The following is a 12,624-nucleotide window of genomic DNA, read 5'->3' on the forward strand; positions in this document are numbered from 1 at the left end:
GCCAATGGTAGTGACGGGGTGCTGGGCAGCTTCGACACCGCGCGCGTCCAGGGGCTGATCGGCCGGCTTACACCGGTCTTCAAGGCCAAAGGCACCGAGCCGAAGGCGGGGCTGGCCCCGGCGGACCTGGTGACCAACCAGTTCCTCGATAAGTCGATCTCCCTGAAGTAGCGAGTACAGCCCGGAATTACCGGGGCCGGCGTCGCCATGGGCGCCGGCCCGCACTCGGCGGCTCGGCGGGTCCGGCGCTGGAGTCGGAATTCCGGTCGGCGCCGACGCCACCGATCGGGATTCCGAGAACCGTCCCGGAAACTCTCGGGTAGGCGGTGAGCCCGGGAGGCTGCTCGCGGTCACCAAGGCGTCGGACGCCGGTATGAACACCGTCCAGCTCGCCCGGACCGAACGCACAGTCACGCAGCACCCACCAGAATGCGTCCGCGAGGTTGCCGGCCAGCTGGTACCCGCCGTCGGGCAGCACAAGACACCAGCCGCCTTCACCCAGGCCGAGCATGGTCGAGAGGGGGCGGGCGGACCGGACATCCCACAGCCGAACCGTCCCGTCCGCGCCTGCGGAGACGAGCAGCGCGCCATTCGGGGTGAAGGCAACTGTGTGGACCGCGCCGACATGGCCGCCGAGACGGGACACGGACAGGCCCGTGGCCGGTTCGTGCAGCCGGATCGTTCCGTCCGCACCACCGGACGCCAGCAGCGTGCCGTCCGGGCGCAGCGCCACCGAGCGGACCAGGCCGGTCGGACCGGAGTCCATCCCGGGGTCGATGCCGATCAGTTTGACGCTCCGGGCCGAGGGGAGATCCCACAGCCGTATCCGGTCACCGTCGGAGGCGGCGAGCAGCCCCCCGTCCACGTGAACGGCCAGGGTGCGGATGGCAGCGCCGTCTCCCGGCAGTCGCGCCAGCTCCCGGCCCGCGGCCACATCCCACCGCAATATTGATCCGTCACCGGTCGCCGCAAGCAGGTGGCCGGCCGGGGTGAAGGCGACCGGACCGTGGATGCCCTGGCAGTCCGGCGGCGCGAGCTGGGATTTTTCGATGGCGCTGCCGGGGTCTGTCACGTCCCACAGGCGCAGCCGGCCCCGTCCGTCGCGGGACGCGAGCCAGCGGCCGTCGGGACTGAAGACCACCGCGGCGAGTCCACGGTCGTGACCGGGCAGGACGGCGAGCGGACGACCGGTCGTGGCATCCCACAGCCGGACAGACCCGTCCGCGCGAGGATCCGCCGCCTCGCCACCGGCGAGCAGCCTCCCGTCCGGGCTGAAGGCGACCGGGCCGACGCTGCGCATCCGCCCGCTGGACCCGCCGGGCGGCCCGGCGAGGGCGCCGAGCTGCCGACCGGTCGCGACCTCCCACACCCGCAGGGCCGGACCGGCGCCGCCCGCTGCCAGCAGCGTGCCGTCCGGGCTGAGCGCCGCCGATGCGCCAGGTCCCGCCGGGGCGTGCAGGGAGCTCAGCCGGCGGCCGGTGGCGACTTCGGAGACGCGGACGGTCCCGTCCGCACCACCGGACGCCAGCAGGGTGCCGTCCGGACTGAAGGCCACCGACCAGACCCGGGCGGAATGCCCGTGCCCGGCCAGGATTCCGTGCCGTTGGGTGGTCAGCCGCCACAGCCGCACGGAGTCATCGGCACCGCCGGAGGCGACCGTCGCGGCGTCCGGGCTGAAGACCACCGACCAGACGCCGCCGGCATGGCCCGGCAGCACGCCGGTCTGCTCGCCGGTGGTGACGTCCCACAGACGGATCAGTCGGAATCCACCCGTTGCCAGTTGCCTGCCGTCCGGGCTGAACGCCACTGACTCCACCCAGCCTGCGTGGCCCGCCATGGCGTGGCGGACCTCACCGGTGGCCGTGTCCCAGATCCGGACGATCTGATCCGCGCCACCGGACGCGAGCAGGGTGCCGTCCGGACTGACCGCGACCGATCCGACCCCGCCGGTGTGCCCCTGTGTGGTGAACTGCGCCTCGCCCGTGGCGGCGTTCCACAGGTGGATGGTCCCGTCGGCGGAGCCCGAGGCCACCACGGTGCCGTCCGGGCTGAACGCCACCGAGCGCACCTCGCCGGCGCCGGCGTCGATGCGCCGGACGACCCGCGCGTCATCGGCGAGGGCATCCCACAGGTGGATGGTCCCGTCGGCGGATCCCGAGGCCACCACGGTGCCGTCCGGGCTGAACGCCACCGAACGCACCTCGCCCACGTGCCCGGTCAGGGTGCGCACCACCCGGCCGGTCCAGGGTTCGATCATCGCGATGACCGGGCCCCACGCGGCGGCGAGCAGCGTTGTGGACGGGCTGAACACGACCGCCCGGATCTGTGCCCCGGGCGGCCTGAGCACCACCCGTACCGGGTCGCGGCCGGCGACGGCGACCTCGGCGAGCTCGGGTCTGGCCAGTGTCGACGCGTCGATCTCGACACCCAGTAGAGCGGCCCGGCGCCACCTGCTCCGCTCGAGCGCGGCGCCGTGCATAGCGCCCTTGATCAGACGCGCGCCGGTCAGATCTGCACCGCAGAGATCAGCCCGGTTCAGGACGACGGAATGCAGCACGGCGTCGACCAGCCGGGCACCGGTCAGGTTCGCGCCGGTCAGATCGGCGTCATGGAGCCGCACGCCGGTCAGGTCGGCGCCGGAGAGGTCCGCGAACCGCAGGTCGAGGCCGGAGAGCTCGTCGTCCTTGCCACGCAGGTCCTGCCCGGCCAGGCGGACGCGGATGCTGCGGATCTGTAGCCGCCGGGTGACCGCCAGTGCGTTGGCCCTGGCGGCGTCGGTCGCGGCCGGGTCCTCGTAGACCGTCCGGGCCCAGTTCTCGGCTTCGGTCCGGCCGGCCGCGCCGCAGAGAAAGTCGGCCATCAGCGCCGACATGTCGCGGCTCGCGAGCAGACCGGTCACCGGTTCACCGTCGTGCAGCAGCCGGGCGATTTCCAGCGCGACGAGATATTCCATCACCGACGAGTGGACGAACCCGAACCGGTCCTCGTCGCCGCGGACCAGCAGGCTGCCCGCGCCGATCTCGTGTACCGCCTGTGCCGGGTCGAGCCGGCCGCGGGCCATGTCGGCCAGGGCCAGCCGGGCGGTCTCCTCCAACCGGCTGAGGTCCATGTCCCGCTCGGCGCCACGCCACAGCTGCAGGGCGAGCGCGGTCACCGCCCGGCGGATCTGGTCGACGTCCAGCCCGGGTATGGCCCCCAGCGTCGGACGCCGCCGGTTCACCTCGAAACGCAGCCATCGCGCGATCAGATTCTCGTACAGGTCCGCGGAGCTGATTCCGCCCCCGGCGGCCCGCACCGCGCGCAGTTCGTCCTCGTCCAGGTCTGCGATGAAGGACAGCATGCGGGGGTTGCGGGAAAGCCCGAGAAGATCTTTGATGTCACGGATCAGCTCGAGGCGACGGTCGGCGGCGCTGGTATCCCCGCCGTAGAGACGGCTGAGGAAGTCGCGGATCTGGTTGTCCGCGAAATCGCCGAGCTCGACCAGCCTGCTGCCCGCGACCAGGTGGACTTCGTCGCCGAGGGTGGTGCGCCACTGGGTGTCCGAGGCGAAATGCTGGGTCCGGCTGCTCAGCACGACCTTGGCTCGCCCGGTCACCGCGGTGAGAATCGTCCGCAGGTGTTCGGCGGCCCGATCGTAGGTGACCTGTATCGCCAGCTCGTCGAAGCCGTCGAACAGCAACACCAGCTGCCCGCGTGCCAGCATCCGGCGCACCGCGCGGATGTCGATGGACTCCTCGCCGGCCACCGCCAGATGCTGGGCCAACAGCGCGTCCAGGCTGTGGTTCTTCTCCAGTGCCCGCAGTTCGATGAATACCGGTACCAGATTCGGCAGGATTCTCGGGAGCCGACGGGCAAGCTCCCGTAACAGGAACGTCTTGCCGTGACCGAAGTTTCCCAGCACGAGGATCAGCCGGGCCGACTCGGCGTCCAGCCAGTCCACCATCGCATCGAAGACGTTGTCGTCCGGGTCGGGGGAGCCGGCCGGGTCCAGCCGGACATAGCGTTGCGGCACGTACAGCGACGGCCGGTAGCGAACGTCGTCCTCCAGCCGGACGGCCTGGCGGCGCAGGTATCGGCGCGGATCCCACAGCTGCTGGAACTCGGGCACGCTGCGGACCAGGACGCCACGGCGTCGGGCCCGCCGTACCAGCGCCGCGTCGGTGACCTCCCCGCCGTGGACCAGCTCGGACTCGACCTCGGGATCACGTTCCTCATACTGTTCGTGTACCCGTTCGACAAACTGGTCGAAGGTCGTTCCGTCCAGGCCGGCCGGCGCGATCCCCACCGGCCACCGCCGCACGAATCCCGACTCCTCCCGGGTGACGAACAGATGGGCCGCAACGGGATCGTCCTGCGCAACCCGCCGTATGATCGCACCTGGATACCTGTCGCCGCAGGCCTGCTCGACGATGTCGAGAAAGCGCGCCGTCGCCGACCGGTACTGCCCGCCCGGAAATGCCGGCGCCTCCCCGACCGTGCCACCATCCGGATGCGATCCTCCCGGGTGTGAGCCACCCGGGTGTGAGCCACCCGGATAGGCCGGCTGCTGCGCAGGACGGACACCATCGGTGTGCGCAGCCCGGACCCCGCTCAACAATGCGGCTCGGGCCGGGTCCTCCGACAGGCCGACAAGATCGATCCATGTGTAGCCGCCGAGCAGTCCGGGACGTTCAAGCGGCGCCACGCGGACCGGGATCAGGCGCCGCCGACGTCCCAGCGGGTCATCCCGGAAAGCGGCCTGCCACTCCGCCTCGACATAATCCGAACGAAGCGCGTCCGGTGACAACACGACCAGCGTGTGGTCGGCCTCGTTGACGGTCCGCTGCATCCATGCCGCCCAGTTCGTGCTCGGCGCTGAATGCCACGCCTGAATCCGTACGTCATACCCGGCGCCGTCGAGTTCCCAGGCGATCCACTCGGCCCACGTTCGATCGGCCTGTGTGTAGCTGACAAAGACCGTGGGCAGCCGTGCGTCGTCTCCGTTGACCACGTCACGGATGCTCCCACATTCACCGCCACCGCCACCGCCACCGCCATATTCACCGCCACCGCCAACCGACCCGGGCGCGTCGAATCCGTCGTACCCGGGTCGCTCTTGTCCCGAAATTCTGCGGAGCGGTGTGTTTCAGCCGGCCGCCGCCGGCTCGGGGGCGGCCGTGACCACGGTTGGTTCGGGCTGCGGCGTCCGCATGTCGCGGCGGCCGGGCAGGGCGAGGGCGCCGACGGCGCCGAGCCAGCACACGCCGGCGGCGACCAGGCAGGCGATGTGCAGGCCGCTCATGAACGACGCGTTGACGTCGGTGACGAGCTGGTGGCTCAGTGCGGGTGCGGCGTTGGCGGCTGTCGTGATCGCCGCGCCGACGGAGTCGCGGGCGGCGATCGCCACGTCGCGGGGCAGCGCGGCGACGGTCGTCCCGGCGAGATGGTGGACGTAGATCGAGGTGAAGACGCTGCCGATGACGGCGACGCCGAGGGTGCCGCCGGCCTCCCGGGTGGCGTCGTTGACGGCGGACCCGACACCGGCCTTCGCCGCCGGAAGCACGCTGAGGATCGACTCGGTGGCCGGGGCGGTGGTCAGGCCGAGGCCGGTGCCCATGATGACCATCTGCGCGGCGATCTGCAGGTAGGACTCGTAGGTCGCGGACACCGCGATCCAGGCGAACGCCGTGCCGAACATCAGCAACCCGGTGACGACGATGATGCGGGTGCCGAGCCGGCCGGTCAGCGCCGCGCCGAGCACCGACCCGATCGCGATGGTGATGGCCACCGGCAGGATCCGCACGCCTGTCGAGATGGTGCTGTAGCCGCGGATGAACTGGAAGTACTGGGTGATCAGGAAGATGAAGCCGAAGAGCGCGAAGAACGCGACGGTCACCGCGCCGCTCGCGGCGGAGAAGGCCGGCGTACGGAACAGGCTCACGTCGAGCATGGGGTCGACGCGGCGCCGCTCGACGGTGACGAACGTGGCGGCGATGATCGCGGTGGCGGCGAAGCCGACGATCGACCATGGCGACGTCCAGCCGCGGTGCGGCCCTTCGATGATCGTGTAGACGAGCAGTCCGATGCCGGCGGACGAGGTGGCCAGACCGGGCAGGTCGAGCCGGGCCGCGTGCGGGTCGCGGGACTCGGGCACGAGCACGACGGCGAGGGCTGCCGCGACCAGCGCGACCGGGATGAGCGCGAGGAACACCCCGCCCCACCAGGCGTGGGCGAGGATGAGTCCGCCGGTGACCGGACCGACGGCGACCCCGAGGCCGGTGACCGCGCCCCACACGCCGATCGCCTTGGCGCGCTCGGCGCGGTCGGGGTAGGCATTGGTGATGATCGACAGTGTTGTCGGGTAGATGAGTGCGGCGAACGCGCCCATGACGAAGCGCACCGCGACCAGCGCGCCGGCTCCGGTGCACAGCGCCCCGATCCCGCTGGCGACCGCGAAACCGGCGAGCCCGCCGAGCAGCACCGGGCGACGGCCGAACCGGTCGCCGATCGACCCGCCGGTGAGCACGAGCGCGGCGAAGGCCAGGTTGTACCCGTCGACGATCCACTGCAGGTCGCGGGTGGTTGCGCCGAGCTGACGGGCCATGTCGGGCAGGGCGACGTTGACGATCGTGGTGTCGAGGTTGATGGCGAACACGGCCAGGCAGACGGTCGCGAGGACCGCGAGCCGGCGGCGGGAGCTCATGGGAGGCATCGGGACCACGTCTCCTGAAGTTGACGGTGACAACATTGACGAGGGTGGCACGTGAAGTAGACACTGTCAACATGCTGGCTGCCGATTCCTCGCGCCCGTACCACCACGGCCGATTGCGGGAGGCGCTCGTCGACGCCGGTGTCGCGCTGGCCCGGGGCGGAGGCCCCGAGGCGGTGGTCCTGCGGGCGGCCAGTCGCGCCGCCGGGGTCTCGAACAACGCGGCGTACCGGCACTTCGCCGACCGGGACGAGTTGCTGCGCGCCGTCTGCGAACGCTCCATGAGCAGTCTGGCGCTGCTCATGGAGCAGCGCGTTGCGGCCCTGCCCGCGGACCCCGACCCGCTGGCGGCCGCCTGGGCTCGGTTCGATGCGCTCGGGCGGGCCTACGTGGAGTTCGCCACCACTGAACCCGGCTGGTTCCGGACGGCGTTCGCCGTGCCGCGCACCATGCATTCCTTCGGGCCCGGCGAAGGAGTGGGTGCCAGCGGAGTCGGCCCGTACGAACTGCTCTGCGCCCGGCTCGACGAGCTGGTCGAGGTCGGCGCGATCCCGCCCGAACGCCGTCCCAGGGCCGAGTACGCCGCCTGGTCGGCCGTGCACGGCCTGTCGACGCTGCTCAACGACGGGCCGTTGCGCGACATCCCCGCCACTGAACGTGATCAGGCACTTCGGGTCGTCCTCGACTTCGTCGCCCGCGGAATCTAACGGAATCTGACCGAATCTGACCGGATTATGATCTTTAATGGCTGGCACTTCCGGGCCGGTCAGGGTCTGTGGTGGCGGGTAGGGCTCGGTCAGCGTCGGCGGTGTGCGGTCATCGGCAGGCCGTCGCGGGGACGCAGGGTCACCTGCGGCAGGGGGACGATCTCGACATCCGGGTCCGGCTCGAACGACCATCGGCGGGCGATCGCGGCCAATGCGAGCACTCCCTCGAAGTGGGCGAAGGTGTTGCCGATGCACTGGCGGGGACCACCGCCGAACGGGAAGTAGGAGTAACGCGGCTGGCCGGGCGGGGCTGCGCCGACGCCGATGGTTGCGTCGACGAGCCAGCGGGTCGGGTCGAAACGCTCCGGGTCGGGCCACCAGGTTTCATCGCGGTGCACGACCCATTGGCTGAACAGCAACGTCGAGCCCGCGGGCAGTAGGTAGCCGCCGACCTCGCGGTCCACGGTGAGGTGACGGCCCATCGTCCAGACCGGCGGATAGAGCCGCATCGACTCGCGCAGCACGGCGTCGGTGTAGGGCAGGCGCGCAATGTCCGCCATCGTCGGCCGGCGGTCGCCCAGTACCTCGTCGAGTTCGGCGTGCATCCGGGCCGCGACCGTCCGGTCGCGTCCGAGCAGGTGGAAGGTCCAGCTCAGGGCATTAGCGGTCGTCTCGTGCCCGGCGAGAAGGATGGTGAGGGCCTCATCGCGCACCTCCTCGTCGGCCATGCCCACGCCGGTGTCGGCGTCCCGGGTGGACAGCAGCAGCGACAGCAGGTCGTCGCCGTCTGCGCCGGCGGCGCGGCGGCGCTCGATCAGCGCATAGACGACCCGGTCGAGTGCTGCGCGGGCATCGCGCCGGCGTCGGGCTGCGGGCAGGGGAAGCCGCTCGAGCATCTCGAACCCGGGCAACCGGGCCCGTCCGGCGGCAGCCATGTTCTCGGTCAACGCCGTGCGGACGACCTCGATGACCTCGCTGTCGAGGTCGACGTCGAACAGGGTGCGGGCTACGATCGCGAGCGTCATCTCGGTCATCTCGGCGTGGACGTCGAGGTGCTGGCCGTGGCCCCAGGTGCCAGCGGTGGCGTCGGCGACCGCGGCGAACGTCTCGCTGTAGCCGGCGATGCGCTGGTGGTGGAACAACGGCTGCATGAGTCGGCGCTGCCGGCGGTGGACGTCACCCGCGCTGGTCAACAACCCCTGGCCGAGCAGCAGCGTGAGTGGCTGGATGACCGTCTCCCTGGAACCGAGGCCGCGCCGGACGGCGCCCTTGGCGTGCGTCCGGTTCGACCCGACCAGTCCGTCGGCGATCGCGGCCGGGTCGGCGACGAGGAACGCCGACATCGGCCGGGAGGCGATGCGGACGACCGGTCCGTAGGTGCGACGCAGCCGGGTGAGACCTGCCAGGGGGTCGGAGCGCAGCATCCGTACCGATGCGAGCGGTCCGCCTCCCGGACCGGGCACCTGGTCGGCACCTTTCGGTGCCGCGTTCGGCGTGTGCGCGAACGTGGGTGTGACGGTCATCGAAACCTCCTCCGGTGATCGAGCGACGGGGCCGCCGGCGCGTGCAGCTCCACCGGGTACGCCGCCATGAGACAAGGAGACAGCGCAAACATACGAATCCCGTGTGAGCGCCTTGGGAATCGAGTCTGGAAAACTCCGCCGCCCATGCGGAGCGCGCTGATCGAGTCGGCGAACGGCCTGCCGAACCAGCGGGTGAAGTCGGTCACCTGGGACCAGGGGACGGAGCCGGCAGATCACACCGCTGTCTCCTGTTCGCGAGCATCAATGTCTGTTTCGTTGACCCCGGCTGGCGCCATCATGCAATACCGGCCGGGCGCGACCGCGATGCCCCACCGGCACCCCGGCTATGAGCTGATCTACGTACTGAGTGGCGAGTTGGAGACCGATGACGGCACATACCCGGCGAACAGCCTGCTCGTCATGCCGCCAGGGAGCATGCACGCGCCGCGTAGCCCACGTGGTTGTGTCGGGCTGGTCGTGTGGGAGCAACCGGTCCGTCCAGCGTGACGACAGTGCATCACCGGACATCGTGGTGCCGCGCCACCAGCCACCGGGCTCAAGCCGTTGGTGTCTTCAGGAGCGCCGGGAGCGGAATGTCGCGGCCTTGGCGCGATTGCCGCACCAGCGCATGTCACACCAGCGTCGGGAACCGTGGCGCGAGGTGTCCGTATAGAGCCGGGTGCACTCGTCGGCGGCGCACTCCTTGACGGCATGTGCGAGCGGGCCGGTCAGCAGCTCGGCTGCCGCGCGGGACACAGTGGACAGCACGGCGTCCAGGTCGCCGTCGCGCGACGCCGATCCGTCCGCAGCCAGCTGCACTTGCACCGGCATCGCCGCTGCGGCGGCGTTGAGTAGGGCGCGGTCGGCGGCGTCGTAGGGGGCGTGATCGCGGGCCACGCAGGCCAACCGATAGATCGCTTCGCGTAGGCGCACGGCGCGCACGAGTCCGTCGGCGTCGACCGGCGGCCGCTCGTCGACGAGCCCGGCCTCGACGATCCAGCAGGCCAGGTCATCCGGCGCGGCGAGAAGGTCCCGTGCGTCGGCTCGCCGGTGCTGCACAGTACCTGCGAGATCCAAGGCCACGTTCCCGCTGACGAAGGCGAATGTCATTTTATCAGGCTAACCACATCGACAGGTTCCGCGAGAGTCTGCTAGGTTGCTAACCGTACTGGATGGTTACTTGGATATGGGTCACCGCACCGATCGCGGGGCCGGGCGGTCCGGTGTTGACGCCTGTCCGGGTTTGTCGCGTCCGGCTGTGTTGATGATGGTTAGAGGATGACGGGAGTCCTGAGATGGCAGTCAAGGTAGGTATCAACGGTTTTGGCCGAATCGGTCGTTGCTTCCTGCGTGCCGTGCTCGACCGTCGTGTCGACGTCGAGGTCATAGCCGTCAACGACCTGACCGACGCGCGGACTCTGGCCCACCTGCTCAAGTATGACAGCACCCTGGGTCTACTGCGCGCAGAGGTGTCAGTGGATGACGACACAATTGTTGTCGACGGCCGCAAGATTGCCGTACTCGCCGAACGCAACCCCGCAAGCCTTCCCTGGGCTGAGCTCGGCGTGGACGTTGTCATCGAATCGACCGGTGTGTTCACGGACGCTGTCAAGGCGCGGGCGCATATCGAGGTCGGCGCAAAAAAGGTCGTCATCTCGGCTCCCGCCAAGAACGAGGACATTACCCTTGCGTACGGCATCAACGACGACCAGTATGACCCAGCCGCGCACAGCGTCGTCTCCAACGCGTCCTGCACCACGAACTGTCTGGCGCCGCTGGCAAAGGTGCTCGACGATTCGTTCGGTATCGAGCGCGGGTCGATGACCACCGTCCACGCCTACACACAGGACCAGAACATCCAGGACGGACCCCACCGCGACCTGCGCCGGGCCCGTGCCGCCGGGATCAACCTCGTGCCAACCACGACCGGTGCGGCGAAGGCGATCGGCCTGGTGCTGCCGCGGCTCAAAGGCAAGCTGGACGGCTACTCGCTGCGCGTGCCCGTGCCCGTCGGCTCGATCACCGACTTCACCGTGGATATATCCAGAGAAACCACGGTGGAGGAGATTAACGCGGCATTCGCGTCGGCCGCGGACGGCTCCCTGGCCGGGATCCTGGCCTACGCCGAAGAGCCGATCGTCTCCAGCGACATCGTCGGTAATCCGGCGTCCTGCATCTTCGACGCGGGCCTTACGAAGGTTGTTGGCGGTCGACATGTGAAGATTGCAGGCTGGTACGACAACGAGTCGGGCTTCTCCAATCGTCTTGTCGACACTGCATTGTTGGTCGGCACCGGCCGCCGCGGCTGATGACAGGCCGTGCCGGGCGTACGAACGCCGCTCGCTGACCACGTCGGCAGGGGGTGACGCGCCTCTGCGCACTCCACCCTCGCCCACCAGTAGACCTGGACCCGACAATGGCACAATCAACATCAAAAACCGGAAGTCCGCTTAATGATGGGAAGTGCGACCCCTGGGGACGGTTTCTGACGGGCAATCTGTATTCTGAGAGTCTGCCCAGCATCAGCATCAGCATCAGCATCAGCAGGCCGGCGGGAATGATAATGATCAGATATCCGATTATCATGCCCGTGTAGACCGGCAGCGCCGGTTCACCCCGGGTGCTGTTCAGGGTGTTCACCACACTGAAGAGCTCGCCGCCGAGTTCGCCGGAGCAGCCGTCTGCTGCGCCGGCGACGGCGCTCTTAGAAGCCGGGAAAAACCATGCGCAGCTGGTCGAGATCCACGCCGTCGGCCTGCGTCGGCGGGGTGTGGTCAGGGTCAAGGCGGCCGTACACCAGGCGCAGGAACGCCTCGGCGGGCAGCGCAAGTCGCGGCAGTTGCTCGTGGCCGTCCCATCCAGCCAGCTGCACGGAGTCGTCGACGTCGAGGACGATCTCCCGCTCGGGATCGTGGGTGGTGACCCGCAGGCGGATGGACTTACCGGTCGGTTTCGCGACGAAGCCCACGAGCATGCCGAGCCCGTCGATGAGCTCGCCGACGGCCACCCCGTCCACGGTCGCTGCCGGATCGAGCGCGACCGCGACATCCCAGGTGTGCACGGCATGCTCGCCGAGGCGCAGCCGCGCCATGCCGGCGGCATCGAGCTCCATCGGGCCGAACGTAACGCGCAGCTGCCGGTGCTGGTCGACGTCCAACGCCTCGTATGCCTCGACCAGCACCCGGTCGGCGGGTAGGGCGTCGCTGGCCTGCTGGTCGGGTGTCTTGGCGTTCCAGGTGGCCCAGATGTCGGCGAAGATGGTCGGGTCCGGGGCGGGACGGCCGGCGAGCGCGGCGTCCAGCACGAGTGCGCTGATCTGGGCGCCTGAGCCGAGGTGGGACAGCACCTGGGCGATCGTCCAGTCGGTGGCATAGGAGCGACCACGGAGCTGGTCGGCGGCGAGGGGCTCGACGACGGCTTGCAACCGCTCGTGTGAGCGGCGGACAGCGGTGATCGCGGACTGTGCCTCTGATGTCACTTTTCCTCCGGTGGAGTCGGCTGATCGGGGACCGGCCGGGGTCGTGGGGCCCGAGGACACCCCCACCCGGTGGCGGCTCCTTGGCGACGTGGACGAGCTTGGCGCGGGCGCCGGGAGGGCACTCGTGGTGTGAGCATGGTCGCATGGGTCACTGCCCTAAAATGAACGCCGATTAGTCCGCTTTGGGTAGATCCGACGGCATGATGTCGATCGTGTAGCTGACGTTGT

General features: G+C 69.6%; 8 protein-coding genes. 3 read left to right on the forward strand and 5 right to left on the reverse strand.

Annotated features, from left to right (window positions below):
• Window positions 1-187 precede the first annotated feature (187 nt).
• Together U9977_RS15610 and U9977_RS15615 are read right to left on the reverse strand one after the other, a co-directional pair.
• Entirely contained in the window at window positions 188-4,990 is a 4,803-nt protein-coding gene (locus U9977_RS15610; RefSeq protein WP_322749991.1) for a TIR domain-containing protein, read from the reverse strand.
• Between the two features lie 135 nt (window positions 4,991-5,125).
• Window positions 5,126-6,691 carry an MFS transporter gene (locus U9977_RS15615; protein WP_322749992.1) on the reverse strand — a complete coding sequence of 522 codons (1,566 nt, stop codon included), beginning with the start codon at window positions 6,689-6,691 and terminating at the stop codon, window positions 5,126-5,128.
• 26 nt (window positions 6,692-6,717) lie between these two features.
• Here U9977_RS15615 and U9977_RS15620 point away from each other — a divergent pair, with 26 nt between their 5' ends.
• On the forward strand, window positions 6,718-7,395 hold the full coding sequence (locus tag U9977_RS15620; RefSeq protein WP_322749993.1) for a TetR/AcrR family transcriptional regulator: 678 nt from the start codon (window positions 6,718-6,720) through the stop codon (window positions 7,393-7,395).
• 89 nt (window positions 7,396-7,484) lie between these two features.
• On the opposite strand, the gene U9977_RS15625 is transcribed toward U9977_RS15620, so the two are convergent.
• Window positions 7,485-8,918: a cytochrome P450 gene (locus U9977_RS15625; protein ID WP_322749994.1), complete on the reverse strand. Its 1,434-nt coding sequence runs from the start codon at window positions 8,916-8,918 to the stop codon at window positions 7,485-7,487.
• A gap of 264 nt (window positions 8,919-9,182) precedes the next feature.
• On the opposite strand from U9977_RS15625, the gene U9977_RS15630 reads away from it, so the two are divergent.
• Window positions 9,183-9,425 carry a cupin domain-containing protein gene (locus U9977_RS15630; protein ID WP_322749995.1) on the forward strand — a complete coding sequence of 81 codons (243 nt, stop codon included), beginning with the start codon at window positions 9,183-9,185 and terminating at the stop codon, window positions 9,423-9,425.
• Window positions 9,426-9,491: 66 nt separating this feature from the next.
• Here the strand turns inward: U9977_RS15630 and U9977_RS15635 are convergent, their stop codons facing one another.
• Window positions 9,492-10,028 (reverse strand): CGNR zinc finger domain-containing protein, encoded by a 537-nt coding sequence (locus U9977_RS15635; RefSeq protein WP_322749996.1) that lies wholly within the window; start codon window positions 10,026-10,028, stop codon window positions 9,492-9,494.
• Window positions 10,029-10,213: 185 nt separating this feature from the next.
• On the opposite strand from U9977_RS15635, the gene gap reads away from it, so the two are divergent.
• Complete coding sequence (gap, locus tag U9977_RS15640) at window positions 10,214-11,227, forward strand: type I glyceraldehyde-3-phosphate dehydrogenase (RefSeq protein ID WP_322749997.1); 1,014 nt, start codon at window positions 10,214-10,216, stop codon at window positions 11,225-11,227.
• Window positions 11,228-11,622: 395 nt separating this feature from the next.
• On the opposite strand, the gene U9977_RS15645 is transcribed toward gap, so the two are convergent.
• The gene (locus tag U9977_RS15645; protein WP_322749998.1) at window positions 11,623-12,396 is read right to left on the reverse strand and encodes a maleylpyruvate isomerase family mycothiol-dependent enzyme; all 774 of its coding nucleotides are present in this window, start codon (window positions 12,394-12,396) and stop codon (window positions 11,623-11,625) included.
• Window positions 12,397-12,624 lie beyond the last annotated feature (228 nt).

It is taken from the genome of Protofrankia sp. Cas8 (genome assembly GCF_963555845.1).
Classification (GTDB): domain Bacteria; phylum Actinomycetota; class Actinomycetes; order Frankiales; family Frankiaceae; genus Protofrankia.

Excerpts from the sequence above, each read along its gene's own strand:
- U9977_RS15615 (WP_322749992.1), bottom strand. The coding sequence starts at position 6,691 with ATGCCTCCCATGAGCTCCCGCCGCCGGCTCGCGGTCCTCGCGACCGTC.
- U9977_RS15625 (WP_322749994.1), bottom strand. The coding sequence starts at position 8,918 with ATGACCGTCACACCCACGTTCGCGCACACGCCGAACGCGGCACCGAAA.
- U9977_RS15630 (WP_322749995.1), top strand. The coding sequence starts at position 9,183 with ATGTCTGTTTCGTTGACCCCGGCTGGCGCCATCATGCAATACCGGCCG.
- U9977_RS15635 (WP_322749996.1), bottom strand. The coding sequence starts at position 10,028 with ATGACATTCGCCTTCGTCAGCGGGAACGTGGCCTTGGATCTCGCAGGT.
- gap (WP_322749997.1), top strand. The coding sequence starts at position 10,214 with ATGGCAGTCAAGGTAGGTATCAACGGTTTTGGCCGAATCGGTCGTTGC.